The sequence below is a fragment of the uncultured Methanobrevibacter sp. genome (assembly GCF_902769175.1).
In the GTDB taxonomy this organism is placed as follows: Archaea; Methanobacteriota; Methanobacteria; order Methanobacteriales; family Methanobacteriaceae; genus Methanobrevibacter.
In genome coordinates, this window is the sequence record NZ_CACXNW010000004.1 from 56,240 (window position 1) to 76,289 (window position 20,050).

The 20,050-nt window shown below is 28.3% G+C and carries 15 protein-coding genes and 2 pseudogenes; 16 read left to right on the forward strand and 1 reads right to left on the reverse strand.

Annotation, left to right across the window (positions count from 1 at the left end; all coding sequences use genetic code 11):
• Positions 1 to 346 precede the first annotated feature (346 nt).
• From prf1 to rbr, 13 genes and pseudogenes are all read left to right on the forward strand, one after another.
• Entirely contained in the window at positions 347 to 1,591 is a 1,245-nt protein-coding gene (gene prf1 / locus QZV12_RS02205) for a peptide chain release factor aRF-1 (RefSeq protein WP_295616518.1), read from the forward strand.
• 17 nt (positions 1,592 to 1,608) lie between these two features.
• On the forward strand, positions 1,609 to 2,262 hold the full coding sequence (locus QZV12_RS02210) for a DUF655 domain-containing protein (RefSeq protein ID WP_295616521.1): 654 nt from the start codon (positions 1,609 to 1,611) through the stop codon (positions 2,260 to 2,262).
• An 836-nt stretch (positions 2,263 to 3,098) separates the two neighbouring features.
• Complete coding sequence (locus QZV12_RS02215; RefSeq protein ID WP_295616524.1) at positions 3,099 to 3,524, forward strand: hypothetical protein; 426 nt, start codon at positions 3,099 to 3,101, stop codon at positions 3,522 to 3,524.
• 12 nt (positions 3,525 to 3,536) lie between these two features.
• Positions 3,537 to 5,363: a subtype A tannase gene (locus QZV12_RS02220; RefSeq protein WP_295616527.1), complete on the forward strand. Its 1,827-nt coding sequence runs from the start codon at positions 3,537 to 3,539 to the stop codon at positions 5,361 to 5,363.
• Between the two features lie 600 nt (positions 5,364 to 5,963).
• Complete coding sequence (locus QZV12_RS02225) at positions 5,964 to 6,605, forward strand: hypothetical protein (protein ID WP_295616530.1); 642 nt, start codon at positions 5,964 to 5,966, stop codon at positions 6,603 to 6,605.
• Between the two features lie 51 nt (positions 6,606 to 6,656).
• Positions 6,657 to 6,929, forward strand: a pseudogene (locus tag QZV12_RS13630) (hypothetical protein); the annotation flags it as partial.
• 186 nt (positions 6,930 to 7,115) lie between these two features.
• Positions 7,116 to 7,328, forward strand: a pseudogene (locus tag QZV12_RS13635) (hypothetical protein); the annotation flags it as partial.
• Between the two features lie 84 nt (positions 7,329 to 7,412).
• Positions 7,413 to 8,411 (forward strand): hypothetical protein, encoded by a 999-nt coding sequence (locus tag QZV12_RS02230; protein WP_295616533.1) that lies wholly within the window; start codon positions 7,413 to 7,415, stop codon positions 8,409 to 8,411.
• A 346-nt stretch (positions 8,412 to 8,757) separates the two neighbouring features.
• On the forward strand, positions 8,758 to 9,558 hold the full coding sequence (locus tag QZV12_RS02235) for a hypothetical protein (protein ID WP_295616535.1): 801 nt from the start codon (positions 8,758 to 8,760) through the stop codon (positions 9,556 to 9,558).
• 114 nt (positions 9,559 to 9,672) lie between these two features.
• Positions 9,673 to 10,113: a hypothetical protein gene (locus tag QZV12_RS02240; RefSeq protein ID WP_295616538.1), complete on the forward strand. Its 441-nt coding sequence runs from the start codon at positions 9,673 to 9,675 to the stop codon at positions 10,111 to 10,113.
• A gap of 410 nt (positions 10,114 to 10,523) precedes the next feature.
• Positions 10,524 to 10,946, forward strand: coding sequence for a hypothetical protein (locus QZV12_RS02245; RefSeq protein ID WP_295616541.1), 423 nt, complete (start codon positions 10,524 to 10,526; stop codon positions 10,944 to 10,946).
• 173 nt (positions 10,947 to 11,119) lie between these two features.
• Positions 11,120 to 11,752 carry a 5-formyltetrahydrofolate cyclo-ligase gene (locus QZV12_RS02250; protein WP_295616544.1) on the forward strand — a complete coding sequence of 211 codons (633 nt, stop codon included), beginning with the start codon at positions 11,120 to 11,122 and terminating at the stop codon, positions 11,750 to 11,752.
• A 478-nt stretch (positions 11,753 to 12,230) separates the two neighbouring features.
• Positions 12,231 to 12,776: a rubrerythrin gene (gene rbr, locus QZV12_RS02255; RefSeq protein WP_295616547.1), complete on the forward strand. Its 546-nt coding sequence runs from the start codon at positions 12,231 to 12,233 to the stop codon at positions 12,774 to 12,776.
• Between the two features lie 1,053 nt (positions 12,777 to 13,829).
• Here rbr and QZV12_RS02260 read toward each other — a convergent pair.
• Positions 13,830 to 14,324, reverse strand: a complete 495-nt coding sequence (locus tag QZV12_RS02260; protein WP_295616550.1) for an SseB family protein — start codon at positions 14,322 to 14,324, stop codon at positions 13,830 to 13,832.
• A gap of 1,957 nt (positions 14,325 to 16,281) precedes the next feature.
• On the opposite strand from QZV12_RS02260, the gene cas6 reads away from it, so the two are divergent.
• Genes cas6 through QZV12_RS02275 form a run of 3 tightly spaced genes read left to right on the forward strand, consistent with a single transcriptional unit; the run spans position 16,282 to position 20,035 of the window.
• Entirely contained in the window at positions 16,282 to 17,013 is a 732-nt protein-coding gene (gene cas6, locus QZV12_RS02265) for a CRISPR-associated endoribonuclease Cas6 (RefSeq protein WP_295616553.1), read from the forward strand.
• Between the two features lie 20 nt (positions 17,014 to 17,033).
• Positions 17,034 to 19,079 carry a hypothetical protein gene (locus QZV12_RS02270; RefSeq protein ID WP_295616556.1) on the forward strand — a complete coding sequence of 682 codons (2,046 nt, stop codon included), beginning with the start codon at positions 17,034 to 17,036 and terminating at the stop codon, positions 19,077 to 19,079.
• Positions 19,080 to 19,135: 56 nt separating this feature from the next.
• Positions 19,136 to 20,035: a type I CRISPR-associated protein Cas7 gene (locus tag QZV12_RS02275; RefSeq protein WP_295616616.1), complete on the forward strand. Its 900-nt coding sequence runs from the start codon at positions 19,136 to 19,138 to the stop codon at positions 20,033 to 20,035.
• Positions 20,036 to 20,050: the final 15 nt, after the last annotated feature.

A 20,050-nucleotide genomic window follows, 5' to 3' on the forward strand; every position in this document is an offset into this window, starting at 1 on the left:
TATTCTAATTTATTCTAATTTATTCTAATTTATTCTAATTTATTCTAATTTATTCTAATTTTATCTAATGTCTGTCATAGCTATATACATTTATCAATTATTTATCATTCATTTTAACATTTATCTTCAATTTCATCATTACTTATATATGTAACTTATGCCAATACATAATATATTATATCAATTTAAGGTTATTTGTATGGTTTGAAATGATTTTATTTTTAAAAGTTTAGAAGCTTTAAAATTTTAAGTTTGAAATGATCTTAAATGATAATTGTTTTATTTTAATTTTTTATTTTAATACATTATTAAAAAATTTATTTATCAATCTTATTAGGTGTTATGAATGAGTGAGGTATCCTCAAAAGAATTATATGAGTTTAAAAAGTCATTAAAGGAATTGGCTGAAAAGAAGGGGAAAGGAACAGAGCTTGTTTCAATGTATGTTCCTCCAACAAAGCAATTAAGTGATATCATTAAGCAGATGAGAGACGAATTAGGACAAAGTGCTAACATTAAAAGTAAAACCACTCGTAAAAACGTTCAATCTGCTATTGAGGTAATCATGCAAAGAATCCGTATGATTACAAACGACAACAAGGAATTGCCAAACGGTTTTGTGCTCTTTGTTGGAATGATTCCTAAAGGTGGTCCAGGTACTGAAAAGATGGAAACTGTAGTAATTGAACCACCTGAAGAAATTCAAACTTACAGATACATTTGTGACAGCACTTTCTTCCTTGAGCCTTTAGAAGACATGATTGCTTCCAAAGAGGTTTATGGAATTGCTGTAATCGACAGAAATGAAGCTACAATCGCTACCTTAAAAGGTAAAAGAATCAATGTTGTTTCCAATTTAACCAGTGGTGTTCCTGGAAAGCATAAGGCAGGGGGACAATCACAAAGAAGGTTCGATAGGGTCATTGACCAATTGGCTCACGAGTTCCTTAAAAGGATTGGATCTCACATGGATGATGAGTTCTTGCCAATTAAGGATGATTTGAAGGGAATCGTTCTTGGTGGACCTGGAGGTACTAAGGAAGATTTCTACAATGGAGATTACATGCATTATGAACTTAAGGATAAGGTCATCACTACTGTAGACACTTCCTATGCTGGAGAATTCGGTATTAGGGAAACCATTGACAAGGCTTCTGGTGCTTTAGAGGAATTAGGAGTTATCCAAGAGAAGAAATTGGTTCAAAGATTCTTGGCAGAATTAAGAGATGACCATGGATTATATTCCTATGGTGAAAAGGAAGTGAGATCCAACTTGGAAATCGGTGCAGTGGATATTCTTTTGCTTAGTGAAGACTTAAAATCCAAAAGATTAACAATTGACTGTCAAGCATGTGGATTCCATGCTGAAGTCACTCAAAAGGAAGGGCAAAAGGTTGAAGACTTGACCTGTCCTCAATGTAATGAAAAGATGAAAATCACCAATGAGGAAGATTTGGTTGAAGACTTGGCAAACATTGCTGAAGAGTTAGGTTCCTCTGTTGAGATCATTTCCACCGAAACTGAAGAAGGAAGCCAATTATATAGGGCATTTGGTGGAATCGGAGCTATTTTAAGATATAATGTAAGATAATTCCTGAGGTGTTTCTTATGAAAAAAGATGAGGATTATGGTTTGGTTTTAAGCACCAAAGAAAATGATGACATTAAATCTGCACGTATCATTGGTACAAAATATTTCCAATTGGTTGAATTTGATTTAAACCCAGATGCAAATGTAAATGTTCAGGATAAAATTTTCATCGGAAAAGGCAGTGAAATCATCAAACAGGAAAGATCTCAATTAAGTTATGATGATTTGAATAAGACTGAAGAATTTGAAGTTGAAAAGGCAATTCATAGCATTGTAATTGCTAATGAACCTTATTATGTGGAATTCTTCAATAAGCAAAGCAAGGAAGGAAGCCAATTGCATTTATTGGATGATAGCCTCAGCAGAAAGTTAGGTTCTAAGATATTAGCTGAAAAGGAACTTAACGGTGACTTTGAAAGTTTTGAAGACATTGACAGTAGGATAAGATTCATTGACAGCTCAATGGAATTGGTTGTTAATAGGATTCTCCATGAAATGATTGTGGAACATACAATCAAAAAGGGAAGACCTGTTTATTTATTCACTGTTGTTAAGAGTTCCAACAAAAAAGAGGTCCCAGAATATGATGAATTCGTTACTGATGACACTCGTTTCATAGAAATGATCAAAGAAAAAGGACTTCTAGAAAAAGAAGGTAAACGTATAAAATAGTTTTCTTCTTTCTTTTTTTATTTTTATTATTTTTAGTTATTTTTTAGCATTTTTTAGCTATTTTTTAGTTATTTTTTTATTCTTTTTATTTTTATTAGTTTTTTAATAGATTTTTTTATTCTTTTATCATTTTTAGTTATTTTTTTAGCTATTGCTTTTATTTTCATATTTATTTTTTTAAAATCTTCAAAAGAGATTATTGCATTATTATTTTAATTCATTATCGTGTTGATGTATGGTAATTTTTTAGAGTGATAGGGGGTGGGGGGATTAACAAATATATTGAGTTTTTTGGGTTAAAATTGAATGAGTAACTTTGAGTACAATCTATTGAGTGAATATGCTAATTTTCCAGTAAAATAAAAAGGTATTTTTCTATAAATGTTAATCCCAATTCTTTATTTATTCTAAATTACATTTAAATCTTTCTATTTGATTTTTAACTCTTTATAATTTCTTTATTTAATTTTATAATTGATTTTCACTTGTTAAATTAAAATTACATTGTTAAATTTATTTTATATTAGAATATTGTTTGATTTTGGAATATTTTTTAATTTAGTTAAATTTATTTTATATTAGAATATTGTTTGATTTTGGAATATTTTTTAATTTTGTAAAATTTATTTTATATTAGAATATTGTTTGATTTTAGAATATTTTTTGAACTTGTTAAATTGCTTTTATCTTAGAATATTCAACAAACTTGTTAAATTATAATCATTCTCTAAAATTAATTTCACATTATCAAATTATAATCACATTCCCAAATTCAGTTTAAAAAAATTTATATTATATGATTTAAAAAATTTTATTTAATAATAAATGGTGTTTTTATGTCTAATCTGAATATATGTTCAAATGAGAAATTTTCATTCAAATACAATGAGGAATGGGAATTGGAAGATGTTCCATTGGATAATAACCCTGATTGCTTGGCTACATTGAGTTATATTGATGGCAGCTTATTGAATGTAATTGCTTTTCAATCTGAAATGCCTTCATTAGATGCATTTAAGGAAATCATTGAAGAAAGCATTTTAAATGACAATAATGAAATAGTCGCATCTGAAATAGCAAATGTAGGCAAAAGGCAATCTATTCAAATTCATTCAAAGATTTCCATTCCTGAAATTGATTTTGAAATGTTTTCAGTTGTATTTTTAGAGGATGGTTTTGTTTATATCTTTGAACTTAGGACAGTTAGTGATATAGTTTCCAAATTTATGGAAATCGTCAGAACATTTGAGATTCTTTGTTAGTGGGGTGTGATTATGGATAGGACAGATAAATTGAGTTTGCTTATAACTGTGGTGATTGGAATATTTGCAGTTGTGGCAGTTGCAGGTCAAATGGGCTTATTGAATGATGCCAATCATTATGATGTCAATCTAACAGAAGTGATTAGTGACTTAACCATTGATATGTCCAATTGGAGTTATGACGAGAAAAATAATGTCTATTATCAAACTGGAATCGTCTACTGCACACATCCTGAAGCACCAGAATATGAGTCCTTAGCAATTTATGTTCCTGGACAGTACTTCAATGGAAAGAAAAATCATAATGGCACATATACCTGTGCAGCAGTAAATGGTGTAGGTGGTAATTATTCAGAATCTAATGCTCCTATTGTAATGCCTATCAACACTCCGGGATATTCTGCCCATAAATCTCCTACAGGCTATAATGCTGATGAAGTGAAACCATACATAGATGCAGGTTTCATCTATGTAGATGCCGGTTGCAGAGGTAGGGAAAATGGCAAGAATTACTCTGGCGGAGCTCCTTGGGGAGTGGCTGACTTAAAGGCAGCAGTCCTTTATTTGAAATTCAATGATATATCCCTTCCTGGAGATAGCAATAGGATCTTTTCCTTTGGTCACAGTGGCGGTGGAGCTCAAAGCGCTATTTTAGGTGTAAGCGGTAACAGTGAATTGTACATTCCATACCTTGAATCCATTGGAGCAGTGCTATTGGATAGAAACGGCAAAAAATTGTCTGATGGCATATGTGGAGCAATGTGCTGGTGTCCTATCACCTCTTTAGATAGTGCTGATGAGGCTTACGAATGGACTATGGGCCAATATTCAAGTAGGGGAGTACGTGGAAACGGCACTTGGACTGGGGCTTTATCTGATGATTTGGCTAGCGCTTATGCGCAACACATAAATGAGTTAGACCTTAGAAGTCCTGATGGCAAGCCTTTAATCCTTAACGAATCTGAAAACGGCACTTTTGCATCTGGACCTTATTATGATTATTTGCTTTCAGTTGTAGAGGATTCCTTAAATAATTTCCTGAATGATACAGATTTCCCATACACTCCAAGTTCCAATGGAGGAATGGGCATAGGTTCTGCAGCAGGAGGCAGTCCTAATGGAGATATGCTTAGTGGAGAGATACCTGATGGGGTCACTCCTTCAACTGAGATGGGAGGTTCAGGCTCACAAACCTATAGGACCCCAAAGGATTATATTGATTCATTGAATGGTGATGAAGAATGGATTAAATACAACAGTTCTTCAAATTCTGTAAAAATCACAAGCATTGAAGCATTTGTAAATCATTGCAAATCTCCATCTAAGGATGTTGGGGCATTTGATGATTTAGGAAGAGCTCAAGCAGAAAACGATTTGTTTGGAAATGACAAGTATGATTCATTGCACTTTGACAGCATTATGGCAGATGTATTGAAGAATAATTCAGAAAAGTACTCTAACTTCTCTGATTATGACTCTTCTAAAGCAAGCAGCTATGCAAAAGACTTAACTAAATTGGATAAATTTAATTACACAATTGAAAATCGTTCCAATATGTATGATCCATTGTATTACATTTCTGGCCATTATGATGGTGTTGGATCATCTAAGCCTGCTAAATATTGGAGAATAAATGCAGGAATCCAACAGACCGACACTTCATTTACAGTTGAAACTAATTTGATGCTTACATTAAAGCAATGTAGTGATGTTGATAGCGTTGAATTCAATGAAGTCTGGGGTCAAGGCCATACCCAAGCTGAAAGAACAGGATCTCCTGAATCAAACTTCATTTATTGGGTAAATAATTGCTTAAGCAAAGAATCAAATTTATTTTAATTTGAGACTGTAAAATTTTATGGGCCTTTTTTAATTTTATTAGATTTCTTTATAAATAAAAATTAATATTATGATTTTAAGCCTAAACTTTTTTTTAGAAACTCTTTAATTTTAATTTCTTTTTTTTAATTAGAGTGTCCGCCAAAAGAATAAAAATCCTTTCAAAAAACTTCAGTTATAGATTGTTTTTATGAAAACATATTTGCTTCGTTTTCTAAAAATCCTTAAATAATTTTAGGGGCCTGATAATTTCAGTTTTCAGATAATTGCTGTATGGCTGTTTTTGAGTAAAATCCTTGCGATACTATCAGCGCTCCTAAAAATACATTTAAATATAGAGTATAGGTTAAAAGAATGGAAATTTATAGGAATTTTCATATCAAAAAATTCAGACTCCTAAATAATTTTAATAAGTTTAAATTGTTATTTTTGAATTGAAATTCGTTTAATTATTTTAAATAATTAATTTTTTCCTCTTATAAATCTTATTAAGCGTTAAATGATGGTATTGGGGAGCAAGCAAGTACATACATGCGAAAAAGTTTAAATACTATTCGAATAAATATTTTATTGAATTAAATCTAAATTAGGGGATGTAATATGAATAAAAGGATACTTGTTTTTTCTATTTTTTTGTGTCTTGTTCTATTGAGTTTAAGTTCTGTTAGTGCAATTGATAATAATGGCACTATAATTCAAAATAAGGATTTAAGCTCTTTAGATAGTAACTCTGAAAAAATGAAACTACTGGAAGATGTTGATATTAATCAAGTAAATGAAGATGATAGCAAGGAAAATATTGCTATAGATGAACCTGATGCCAATCACTTAAATAATGATTGTGTTGGTGAGTTAGCTATAACTGAATCTAAAAATTTAAATATTGGCAATGATTTGAGAAACTATGCTCTTGATTTAAATGACCTTCAAGATCTCATCGATAATAATTCTGAAGGCTCAACTTTAGACTTGAATTCTGATTATGCAGCTGTCAAAAATAAGTTAATAATCAAAATTTCTAAAAGCATGGCGATAGATGGTCATGGCCATACAATTGATTTAGCTGGAAGCAGCAAAAATGACCATTATTTCAAAGTCAATAAGGGATCAGTTACATTTAAAAACATCAAATTCACAAACGGATACAACAATGATGGTGATGATAAAGGTGGAGCGATTCTCTTTAATAGTTCCGGAATCAGTACTTTAATCAACTGTACCTTTGAAAATTGCTTTTTCTGAAAAAATGGGGGGGGTGCAGTTTTTTCCGTTGGAGAATTAGGTGTTTACAACTCTAGATTCTTCAATAATACTAGTAAAAGGGGTGGAGCCATTTATACTGAAGGCAAATTAATCGTTAATGGTACTTCTTTTGCTGGCAATAGTGTTGGTTACGGAAGTGGAGCTATTCAAGCTAATGGTTCTAATTCGGAAATATGTGGCTGTGTTTTTGAAAATAATAGTGCAAAATACTATGCTGGAGCAGTTTGGGCCATGGGTAATATGGTCGTAAAGGATAGCTTATTTGTTGGCAATAATGTTGGTATCTGTGCTGGGGCCATTTAGATTAATCCTAAGGAAGGTTTTAAGGCAGAAATATGTGGCTGTGCTTTTGAAAATAACAGCGCAAAGGATGACGATGCTGGAGCAATTTATGCTAATGGCAATCTAATCCTTAATGGTACTTCTTTTGTTGGCAATAGTGCTGGTGACTGTGCTGGGGCTGTTGATGTTGAAGGTTCTAGGGCACAAATATTTGGTTGTGTTTTTGAAAATAACAGTGCAAAAGACGATGGTGGAGCAATTTATGCTAATGGCAATCTAATCCTTAATGGTACTTCTTTTGTTGGCAATAGTGCTGGTGACTGTGCTGGGGCTATTGATGTTGAAGGTTCTAGGGCACAAATATATGGTTGTGTTTTTGAAAATAACAGTGCAAAAGACGATGGTGGAGCATTATGGGTCAAGAGTTATCTAAACGTCCAAAATACAACATTTAAACATAACAGTGCTGGTGATGAAGCAGGAACAATCTATGTTGGAAGCGACTTGAGTTTAATTAACTCTTCTATTTTCACTGATTCTACAGATAAAAAATCAATTGTATGCAAAGGTAGTATGAAGATAAATGCCTCTCTTACTCCTAACCTAAAGGACCTTTCATTTTTAATTGACAATGTTGCGGAAAATTCAATTTTAGATTTGGGTTCTGATTATGTAACTATCTATGGTAAGTTAATAATCAACATTACTGAAAGCATGACGATAGATGGTCATGGCCATACAATGGATTTAGCTGGAGGTAGCAAACATGACCATTATTTCAAAGTCAATAAGGGATCAGTTACATTTAAAAACATCAAATTCACAAACGGATACAACAAGGATGATGATAAGGGAGGTGCAATCTTCTTTAAAAGTTCAGGAGTTTGTACTTTAATCAATTGTATCTTTGAAAACTGTTGGGCAGAAGATTATGGTGGTGCAGTTTATTCCGTTGGGGAATTACGTGTTTACAACTCTACATTCTTCAATAACAGTGTTGAAAATGACGGTGGAGCCATTTATGCTGAAGGCAATCTAATCCTTAATGGTACTTCATTTGTTGGCAATAGTGCTGGTGACTGTGCTGGGGCTGTTGATGTTGAAGGTTCTAAGGCAGAAATGTCTGGTTGTGTTTTTGAAAATAACTCTGCAGAAGACGATGGTGGAGCAGCATGGGTCAATGGTAATCTAATCCTTAATGGTACTTCTTTTGTTGGCAATAGTGCTGGTGACTGTGGTGGGACTGTTGATGTTGAAGGTTCAAAAGCTGAAATAAATAACTGTACTCTTGAAAGTAATCGTGCAGGAGATCGCAGTGGAGCAGTATGGGCTAAAAACAACCTAAATGTATTCAATACAACACTTAAGAACAACAATGCTCCTAATGCAGGAACAATTTATACTGGAGGGGACTTGAGTTTAGTTAAATCCAATGTTCTATATGATACTGCAGAAGACGATAAAGCAATTGTATGTAAAGGCTACATTACATTTTCAATTTAAAAAATTGGACAATTTATAATTTTAATTAAAATAATTAAAAGTTTATTAATTATTTTAATTTATTTTAATTATTTTTATTCATTAGTTTTTAGTGAAATTTTTTTTAATTATTTTTCTATAATCGTCCGATATTTTATTTCATTAAAAAGATCATTTTCATTACATGGATTTATCATATATAAGCACATGTTCATGCATCTACCTATTTTAAATTTATTTATTTTTAGCTATTATTCTCAAATTTCTTTTTATTTTTATAGTTTTATTATAAAATCGCTTTAATTTTTATATAATTTTTTAAAATTTAATAATAAGGTTTATAAAGACTAAATACATATTAATAATTATGATTATCAAGGCTGGGAAAATTAATAAGTCAAGAGGTAATATTGTTCTCACAATTGGTAAGGAAGATGTGAATAAGCATAATCTTGAAGATGGAGATTTTGTAATCTTGACTCCTCAAGAGTATGAAGATTTAAAGACTTCTTCTGAAATTGAAGTTTCCACTTTGGAAGTGGTTCCAGATGATGAAGCAGTTGTAAAGTTGGAGTATGATCTTAAGGAAGCAAAGTCTAAGGAAAAGATTCTTTTCTCCAAAGTTGAGGAATTGGAAAACATTAATTTAGAGCTTACCACTAAATTGTCTCAAATTGAAAAGGCAAATTATATCAATAGCAGTGTTCTATCTGATGAAGAGTCTAATTCTCTCATTGATGAAGTCAAAAAGCTTAATGGAGAGATTGATGATTTAAATCAGGAAATCAAAAATTTAAATAAGGATTTAAATGAATCAAATGAAGAAAGAATCGAATTATTGCAAGACATGAATGTTTTGAAAACCAAAATGAGCTTTGATGCAAGCGAATTGTCAAGATTGCGTGAAAGAGAAGATAAGCATAAGGAAATCATTGAGATTATTCTTAGAACAAATAAAAACATGCTTGATGAAGTTGTAAACAAGACATTAACAGCTACAATTAATGAAATCAATAAGGAATTGTCTGAAACTGGCATTATAAGAAGAATCAGAGGATTGACTATTGTAAGGGAACCTGATATTCATAAGGATGGAATATCTAAAAAGGCATATGCTCAACTTGAGGAATTGGTTCCTGAAGACTATTTCCTTGAAAGCGGAGAATAGTTTTATTTTAAATTGATCTTAGATTTCCAAGTATTTCCTAGTCCATTTTATCAATGATTTTAATAATTTATCATATTTATATAGTTTTAGGGTGTCAAATTCAAAGGTGAAATTATGGATGAAATCCAATTTAATGAAGACGGCATTAAATTCAGATATTTAAGTAACTGGAAAGAGCAAAACAAAGAAATGATAGGCCCAAATTGTATTAAGGCTTTAGTTAAGGTTGTTGAAGAAAATCCATCAACTATAACTGTACATAAAAATGATGCAGGAGAAATCACTGCAGTAGCTCAACTTGAAGAACCATTCAAGGAAAGCTTTGAAGCCCAAGGATGGACAATTGTTGAATCCAGAATCTTAAATCTTAATGATATGCCAGTTTACAATATTATTACAACTGCTGAAGAAGGTGGAAAGACTTTAGAAAACAACACTTCTGTATTAATCAATGATGGAAATATGTACATTTTTGAATTGATGCACTTTAAAGAGTTCCCATATGCTTATAATGATTATTTAGCTATTATGGATTCTGTAGAATTTGAAGAATAAGTTTTCTATTCTTTTTTCTTTTTTTATTTTTTATTTTTTATTATCAATTAATTTTAATAATTAAATTTAATAATTAAATTTAATAATTAAATTTAATAATTAAATTTAATAATTAATTTTTATTAATAATTTAAAATTAGATTTAATAGTTAATTTTTATTAATTAATTTTAATAATTAATTTTAATAATTAATTTTAATAATTAATTTTAATAATTAATTTTAATAATTAGATTTAATAATTAGATTTAATAATTAGATTTAATAATTAGATTTAATAATTAATTTTAATAATTAGATTTAATAATTAGATTTAATAATTAGATTTAGAATTAGATTTAATAATTAATTTTTTTAATTTTAAATTTTATTTAATTTTTAATTTATCTCATTTTAAAGGAGTTTCAAATTATGTCTAATATGTTTCAAAATGAAGAATTAAGCTTTAAATATCCAAACAATTGGAAATTGGTGGAAGCAGGAGATATTGAAAATTGCATAGCAGTGCTTGACTGTGACAGCAAATTCAGCAGAGTTATGATATTCAAATATCCTGAGGAGGGATTGTCTCTTGAATATCTTAAAAATGCAATTGAAGACATTCCAAGGGAAGAAAGCTTGATCGTAGAGGATTCTCATTTGACTATAATGGGAAATAAGGAAACTCATGAACTGATTGCAAGTGATGAAAGTCACGAACCTCCTTTAAACACTCATTCATTATCTACAATTAATGATAGAGATGCATTCAGCTTTAATTTCTTTGGTTTTGGAGACAAAAATTCAGATAAGGAAGGATTTTTAATGATGTATAAGACTTTAGAGTTCAAATAAAACTTTTAAAAAAAGTTTAATCAAAATAATTTAGTATTTAGGGGCTTTGACTTAAAAAGAAGATATTTTATCTTTTTCCGTTGTCATGACTTTAAATGGGGATAATTTTTATTTTTATCTTTTTTCAGTTTTCATGACTTAAAAAGAAGATATTTTTATTATTTTAGATAATTATGACATTACAAGAAGAAAAGCAGCATATTAGAAAATCAATTTATGATAAATTGTTTAATGAAGGAGAATCCCTTCGTCCTAATGGAGACTATGGCAAGATTCCTGATTTTAATGGAAAGGATATTGCAGCAGAATTGCTTGCCACCATAGATGAATGGAAACAGTCAAAAACAATATTCTGCAGTCCAGATTCTGCTCAAATTCCAGTAAGATATCTTGCTTTAAAGGAAAATAAGAATCTCATTATGGCAAGTCCAAATCTTGAGCATGGATATTTATATCTTGAAGGAAAGAAATTAGATGGCTATGAAGAAGAAGCTTCAACAAAGGAAGGGGCTTTTGTTCATTGCTCTAAGTTTCTTGACTTTGGAGGAAATGATTCCTTTGGCATAGCTATTGATATGGTTGTGGAAGGTTCTGTTGCTGTAGACAGATTAGGAAATCGAATGGGAAAAGGAAAGGGATTTGCAGATAGGGAAATCCAAGATCTTTTCAATAAATGCCTTATAGATGAAAACAGTCCTTTGGTAACTACAATTCATCCATTTCAATTGGTGGATCATGTTCCAATGGAAAGTCATGACAAAAAGTTGAATATGATTGCGAGTACTGAAGAAATCATTAGGATTTAATTTTGTCAGTTTTTCTATTTTAAAACTCATTTAATCATTTGGATTTAATTTTGTCAGTTTTTCTATTCTAAAACTCATTTAATCATTTGGATTTAATTTTGTCAGTTTTTCTATTTTAAAACTTATTTGATTATTCATGATTTAACTTTTTTAGTATTATATAAAACTCAATTAAACAATAAAATTCACTTTTTTAAATATTCTATTATATAGTTCAGAATTTAATCTTTTTTTCACTTATTCTATTAATTTAAAGGCTCTGAATAATTTATTTTTATTCATTCAATTATTTTAATTAACTTTAGTTCATTTTGGTTTATTTTTTTAAGTTATGCCTAAATATTAGGCTTCTACTAAAATTTTTAGAAATATTTATTAATCTATAAAACTAAAATAGTTTTAAGTAGTTTAAACTACTTAAAAAAAATTCTTATTTTTAAGAATTAACACATGTGTTAAAAAAATTTTAGGTGATTATATGGCAGATTTAAAAGGTACTAAAACCGAAGCTAACTTAGCAGCAGCTTTCGCTGGTGAATCTCAAGCTCACGCTAAATACCAATACTTCGCAAGCAAAGCTAAAAAAGAAGGATACGTACAAATCCACAATATCTTTATGGAAACTTCCAAAAACGAAAAAGAACATGCTAAAATCTGGTTCAAACTCTTACACGATGGTGAAGTCCCAGACACTATTGCAAACTTAAACGCTGCAGCAGATGGTGAAAACGAAGAATGGACTGCAATGTACAAAGAATTCGCAGAAACCGCAATCGAAGAAGGTTTCGATGAAATCGCAGGTTTATTCACCATGGTTGGTAACATTGAAAAAGAACACGAAGAAAGATACAGAGCTTTACTCGCTAACGTAGAAGGCGAAACTGTATTCAAAAAAGAAAGTGACATTGAATGGAAATGTATTAACTGTGGTCACATCATTGAAGGAACCGAAGCTCCTTTCATTTGCCCAGTATGTAAACACCCTCAATCTTACTTCGAAGAAAGAGCAACCAACTTTAAATAAGTTTGTTACTGGACTTTTAGAATATTCTAGCTATTAATGATTATAATTCATTAATAGCATTTTTTTATATTTTTCAGCTATTTTTAAAAGGAGATTTTTTTTATATTTATTCGGTTTAACTATTTTTTATAATTAAACTAATATGATTTATTTTGGTGATAAAGTGTCTAAAAAAAAGATAATTGTTAAATCGAGGATAATTGTTCTAGCGGTACTTGTGCACCTGTAAGTCCTTTTCAAAGGAAGGAGCTTTATATTTAGTTTTTTTTTTAGTGCTTATTTTAGCTATTCTATTTGCAGTATTGTATTTTAATGGGTTAGTTTAATTCTATTTAATTTATATATTATACAATACCATCAAATGATTATACTGCTTACAAAACCTGTGAAAGCATAAAAGTCCATGGCTTATCCTGAAAATGAGTGTAGAAAGTGATGAAGTTGTCATTAGTGATGAGCATAGATGGTGTAGGGATGGTTAACTAAGGAAGAGATTAATAAAGATTTGCAAATAATGAATTAACTTCTCCAGCAATCAATGCTTTCTTAAAGTAAGTGTTATTTTAATTTTAACATATATCAAGCAAGTTTACATAATAAATATCAAAAACCTGTCATTACAATTGTTTTTAGTATGATTCACAATGAACATAAAATTATCACTCATAAAATCACTCCATATGATGAGTTTACTATACTTATAATATCGTTAAAGTCTTTAAATCAAAAACAAAGTTTAAAATAATAGTTTATATAAAATATCCAATAAAATTAACTTATTAAATAAGGAAAAAGCTTTATTTTTATTAAGTCCTATGATGGATTTGAGTCATAATATTGAATTATTGGCTGGTGCTAATTAATACATTCTATCAAATAAATAATCTTAGTCTAGATAATAGTTGGAGATACTTGACAATATAAGTCCTATTTCTATATAAAAGACTTTATTTAGTTTTATAAAATGATTTGCTTATTCTCTCTGGCCTATTATATTTTAATTAGCTCTTAATTTAAAATTAAATTATGATCCATTTTTTAACTAAAATATTTTTAGTCTATTTTTTCATCTTCTTCCACCATTTCCTCTTCAATCTCTTTCATCAAATCTTCAAATTCTCGCTCTTCATCAAACAATGCCATAAAGTCATCAATGCTTATTTTATATTCATTCTCTGCACTTGGATTTATGATGATTTGATCAAAGCTGTCTTGAATTAGAATAATGGATCTGTACAGGTCTCTCATGAATAATGATCCAACAGTTGTGTTTAACTTAACATCATGAATATTTTCCTCATCTGTAAAGATAGGGAGGACTTTTATGTCATTTGGGCCTATGAATATTTTTAAATGAAATTTAACCTCATCATTGATTTCATTCAAACCATCAAGATTCATATTTTCAAGGTCAAGTGAATCAAGTTCAATTTGGAGGGGAACTAATAGTTCTGATTTCCTAAATTCATTTAGAAATACATCATTTTCCTCTTCTGTCATTTCTGATTGATTTTTCATTAATGATTCAAGCTTAGTATTAAATAGCAAGCTTATTTTATCACCTAAACTTTTTTAAAAAAAATTTGATTAAACTATTTTTAGTTTATTTCCTTAGAGTTATTTTTTCTCTAAAAATTCATTAAAATCTATTTTATAGGAATATACACTATTATATGAGTTGATTATGATATAGTTAAATTCAATATCAAACTATGATAATATCACTGACAGTTCCATCATATTGACAACCATTGACATTATTTGATATCCTGCCTTTTCCAATTCATTTGTATCTATAAATAAGTATATATTTCGATCTCCATTTTCCTCATCAAAGAAACCTATCTACAAATCAAGAGTCTCACCATCTTCAAGTGATTCTTCATCCTCCATAGCAATCACTGGAACAAAGAATGTTGATTTTAAGAACTCCTTATAAAATAAATCAGGGTTCTATTCTATTTTCACTCAGGATTTGGATTTCAATAATTTAAGTTTTTTATTGTTCAAATCACTCATTTCAATCAAATAGATTTTATATTTTTAATAATATAAATTATTTTTTGAATTTTTTTTCTTCTCGTAGAAAGCTTTAAAGATTTCATTATTTTTTGAAGTCTTTTCTTTTGTAGCTTATGTTATATGATTTTTTATTGTTTTTAATTTTTTTTTTATTTTTGATAATTTGCATAGATATAATTACTTTTCTTAAACAATGTTTAATTGAATTATTCATTGATTAAAATTAATTAGAAATCTTTTTATATAAAATATATACATAAAAATATATACGATTTTAAAAATCAATAATATTGAAGTAAAGTTTTATATATTTGAAAAATAGAATTTATTCCAAAGAGTATTATATGGTTAAATTTGATTATACTTAAAGCATCACTAGACCATTATAGCAGTCTTCATATAAAGGAAAGAAAGGAAAACTTAATGCATGGATTTTATTAAGTGATAATCAAGATCAATATAGTCTACCCTAATAAAGTCTGTTCTACAGAAGACCTTAATAAAGTCTTTAATAAGATTGGATGCGTATTAATAGAATAGGAGTATGAACAAGAAATTCTTCAAGTCTATTAAAAAAAAAAATAGACAAAATCTGTTTTAGAAAAATTCTTAAAGCAGATTCGGAAGATAATTTGAAAATCCTAATATCGGCAAACACATTGCATGCAACCACAAAGGCCAATTGGAGATATATGTTACTGACACATTCCCAACTATACTATTCCTATAATGAAAAAGATGATAAAATTGTGTTTCTTGACTTTTCACGAATAAAAACACCAATAAACTTTTTGAGTTTTGATTATATGATTATCAAATTTCAAATAAATTTATTACAAATCTTTCCCCCTTTTTCTCATATTATCAATTGTTACAATTTTTTTAAAGCTTTTACTTTCATTATTTATTTTTGTTTATTTTTCTTAATTTTTTGAAATTTTATCTAAATTACATTATTTTTGTTCTTTACTCTAGAATATTTGTCATTATTTTTCATTTTTAAATATACAACCAAGCACTTACATTCCAAAAACTTTTTATATATGTTTTTACATAGTTAAATATGAAGATAAAAGATTAATACTAGTATAATATTGGATGAATATTTTATCATTTTAATTAATTTAAAAGGAGGAATTATCTAAATAAAAATGTTTTATTATCAAATTACCTAATTAGTATTTTGTAATTGGGCTTGGTTGCACTTCTGCAGCTGACTTACATTCTGCTGATTCTGGATTCTGCTCTGAATTAGGTGGAAATGATGATAATGGACCTTTCAATGGTACTTTCCAATGCTTTTATATAACTAAAAATATAAATGTATTTTCTAACGATTTCACCCATGAAAAAATTCAGGTCCCTAAAAACAATTAAATTTAAATTTCATATAGAAATTTTTAATAAAGTTGAATTTCAAATAATATTAATAGACAATTAATATTTTTCTAAAAAATATTATTCTATATGGAAATGAGTGCATATGAGGTTAAAAGTTTGTTTAAAGTCTAAAAAGAATAGGTTGAAAATTCCTTTTAATTATAATCATATTCTTTCAGCTATTGTTTATAATAAGATTTATGATTTGGAATTAGCTCAAAAAATTCATTCTTCTCAATCTTATAAATTCTTTACTTTTTCTAATTTGCACATTCATAAGTTTAGATTACTTAAGGATGGTTTGTTGTCTCAAAATGGAGTAATCGACTTTTTAATCTCTTCTCCAGACGATTATTTAATCAAAAGTCTTGTAGAAGGATTTTTAGATGATTTAACTGTTAATTTCATTGGAGAAGAACTTCTAGTTCAGAAAGTGGAATTGTTAGCTTATCCAGATTTTGAAGAAAAAGTCAAAGTAAAAACATTATCTCCAGTTATAGTTAGAATTAAAAAAGAAGTCGACGGTGAGTTAAAAACTTGGGATCTCGCTCCTAGCAAGGAGCAATTCTACACTAACCTTGAGAACAATCTTATTAGCAAATATAAAGAATCTAATAAATTGGAAGAAACAGACAAAAAGATAACTATTTCTTCAGAAATGAGGCATGTTAAATCTAAAAGAATATTTATTGATAAACGAGATCAGAAAACATTCCACAGAGGCTATTTGATGGATCTGGTTCTAGAAGGAGATTCAGATTTAATTAAGTTTGCTTATGACAGTGGATTAGGTGAAAAGAACGCTTTAGGCTTTGGTATGGTGAAAATTATTTAATTTTTCTAGTGAGATGTAATATGATAGGTGATTTAATCGAATATGGAAAGTGGTTATCTAATAATGATATGGATGATTTTGGAAAAGATACCAAAGATGCTGATTATATACTAGTTGTAAATTATGTAGATGGGAAATTTAATTTAAATAATCTTTATTTAAAAAAGGATATTGGAGAACATTTTAATTATTTTGAAGATTCTATCTTTTCTAAAGATTTTTTAATTTCAACTGACCAAAGATTTATGATTCCTTCAAAATCTAATTTATTAGGTTTATCTCCTTTTTTTATAAAATTAGACCATAATTTTTTAAAGAATGGGGAAGTAGATCCTGATAAAATAAAAAAATTTAAATATAAAGTTGAAAGGTCAATTAAGTCTAATAGTAATAATAAAGAATTTGTTGCTGCATTAAGTAATATTTATGTAGATAGTGACAATTTTATAAATGATTGTGCTTTGGATGATGAAAAAAATGAATTATTTTCATCATTTTTTTCAAAAAATACTTTTGATGATCTTTCTTTGTTAATAGTGGATTATTATAAATTTATTTTTGAAAATAGTGATGTTATTATTTCTAAAATTTTGGAATTAAAGGATTCAGAGGACTTTGATAAAAAATCAAGACCAAATTTTTATTTATCTTGTTGTTTTGGAAATTCATTTGATTTAATAAATGATTTATTTATTTTTTATTCAAAGATTTTCAAAAAGAGAGATGAAAAAATTAAAGATTTTGATAAAGGAATCTGTTCTTTTTGTGGAAAGGAGTCTATCACTTACCCTTCTTTAGGGAGTTATGCATTATCTAAACCCGCATCATTTAATTTCTCTGAAAATATGTCAAATTCTAGATTGAGGATTTGTAATCTTTGTAATTCTTATTTAAGGACTGCAGAAGATAATTTAAAAAAGGCATTAAATGGTCCAATGATGATAATACCTAAATCAAAAGGAATTTATGATTATGAATCTTTTGTAAAAATATCCCATTTAGAAGATAAAAGTTCTTTTTCAAAAATAAATGAATTTCTTAAAGATAATTCAAAGCAATTTAATTATGATTTAGTTTTTTATAAAGAAGGAAATGGTAATACATATGTTATTAACAAATATGTTGAAAATTACCAAGCTTTCTTAATCGATTTTAATAAAGAAATTAAATTGTATGATAATGGCTTAAATTATTTATTTAATGAAAAATATTTTAGCAACATTGAAGAGGATAAACAATTTGTAAATAATTTATTTGATTTAGAGCAGATTTTCAAGTCTTTATTTATAAAATTTGATGGTGAACAAATTAAGGATCCTAGTTTATTTAATTTCTATAATATTTATACTAGGGATTTAACTGGTTCCGGTGGAATTTTATATGGTTTTGATTCTAAAACTGTTTCTATATTTACAAAATATATGCACAGTATATTTAATTTTGTTTATGAACTCAATGAGGATGCATTAAATAAAAGCATGATTGATGAAATGATCTTAAATGTTTTAATTAAGCTCCAAAGGAATACTACAAATAATAAGAGTCATAAATGTAGAATTTTAAATTATCTAAATTATTATTTTATGATTATAAAAGAATTTTTAGGTGAGTCAATGTTAGAAGATGAAAATGTAAAGAAATTAAAAGAAATTTTTTCCAAATATCATAAGGGTTATGATTTTAAAAAAATAAGTGCTAAAGATGAAAAAGAGATTTTTGAAACTATTGAAAAAGATGTTTCTCTCAAATATTATTTAATAGGGCAATTTATTTCTTTAATTGATACCACAAAAAAGACAGGAGGCAAAAATTCAGACATTTTTTACAATTTTGTTCTAAATGCTAATAAAAACAATATTAAAAAATTATTCACTTCTGAAGTATTACAAAAAAATAATTATTATATTAGTGGTATGAATAAAAAAGGTAAATTTATATTTAAAATTTTTGAAAACAATTTTAATGAGTTGTTTGATGAAGATGATTTTTTCTTTGAAGATTATTTGTTGTTGATCTTTACAGGGTATTATACTGAAAATATTTTATCCTCTAGCTATGGCGCTTAAATTTAGGTGGTGTAAATATTACTGAAGAAAATACTGTTAAAAACTTTTATCAAGGAATATATGTAACTGAAACAATTTTAGGTAATCCTAATGGGGATTTTGTAGACAATTCTCCTAGGAATTTTGATGGAAATGTGTTTACAACTGATAAATGCATTAAATATAATGTTCGTAAATACATTCATGAATCAATAGAAGATTTGGAGGAAAAAAAGAACATTGTTTTCTTCTTCCCAAGATTAACTGATAATGCTAAAGAAGAAGATAACAAATTCAGAACTCGTGATGATGTATTTAAGTTGTTATTCAAAGAAGATTTTGAAGCTTTAAAAAATAATTCTCCTGATGTTAGAATGTTTGGTGGAACATTCAGTTTCAAAAATGAGGATTCTAAACAAATTTATGGACCTATACAATTATCTTATGGTGTAGACATCAATGATGCACAGATTAAACGTCTTCAAATAGGTGCTCCTTTCGCCACAGAGTCTGGCAAGCAAAAAACTAATGGATCAGAAGCGGTAGTTGATGATGCGATAATTACTTATGATATAACTATCAATCCAAAAAATCATCCTAATTTATTGTTGGAATCTGACTTGGATTTATTTAAAAAGGCTTTATGGTTTGGTACCAATGCTAGAAAATCAACCAGTAAAAAATCTGATTCCAAATTATTAGTTTTGATAAAATTCGTTGATGAGGATACTATTGTAAATATTGGGGAGTTAAAAGAATTAATTAAAGTTTCTAATATTAAAGAACATAAATTAGGTGAAGAGGAAATTAAATTAGACTGCAATATTTTATTCAAAAAGTTAAATAAATATGTGAATTTAATTGGTTCAATCGAATTCTTTTATGATTCTGATGAATTAACTTTAGAATATGATGAAATTAAGTTTTCTGATTTAATTACTAAATGTGACTGTAAGGAACCTAATGAATTATTATAAATTTAGGTAATTACT

Coding starts and splice junctions, on each gene's coding strand:
- prf1 (WP_295616518.1), top strand. CDS start 347: ATGAGTGAGGTATCCTCAAAAGAATTATATGAGTTTAAAAAGTCATTA.
- QZV12_RS02210 (WP_295616521.1), top strand. CDS start 1,609: ATGAAAAAAGATGAGGATTATGGTTTGGTTTTAAGCACCAAAGAAAAT.
- QZV12_RS02215 (WP_295616524.1), top strand. CDS start 3,099: ATGTCTAATCTGAATATATGTTCAAATGAGAAATTTTCATTCAAATAC.
- QZV12_RS02220 (WP_295616527.1), top strand. CDS start 3,537: ATGGATAGGACAGATAAATTGAGTTTGCTTATAACTGTGGTGATTGGA.
- QZV12_RS02225 (WP_295616530.1), top strand. CDS start 5,964: ATGAATAAAAGGATACTTGTTTTTTCTATTTTTTTGTGTCTTGTTCTA.
- QZV12_RS02235 (WP_295616535.1), top strand. CDS start 8,758: ATGATTATCAAGGCTGGGAAAATTAATAAGTCAAGAGGTAATATTGTT.
- QZV12_RS02240 (WP_295616538.1), top strand. CDS start 9,673: ATGGATGAAATCCAATTTAATGAAGACGGCATTAAATTCAGATATTTA.
- QZV12_RS02245 (WP_295616541.1), top strand. CDS start 10,524: ATGTCTAATATGTTTCAAAATGAAGAATTAAGCTTTAAATATCCAAAC.
- QZV12_RS02250 (WP_295616544.1), top strand. CDS start 11,120: ATGACATTACAAGAAGAAAAGCAGCATATTAGAAAATCAATTTATGAT.
- rbr (WP_295616547.1), top strand. CDS start 12,231: ATGGCAGATTTAAAAGGTACTAAAACCGAAGCTAACTTAGCAGCAGCT.
- cas6 (WP_295616553.1), top strand. CDS start 16,282: ATGAGGTTAAAAGTTTGTTTAAAGTCTAAAAAGAATAGGTTGAAAATT.
- QZV12_RS02270 (WP_295616556.1), top strand. CDS start 17,034: ATGATAGGTGATTTAATCGAATATGGAAAGTGGTTATCTAATAATGAT.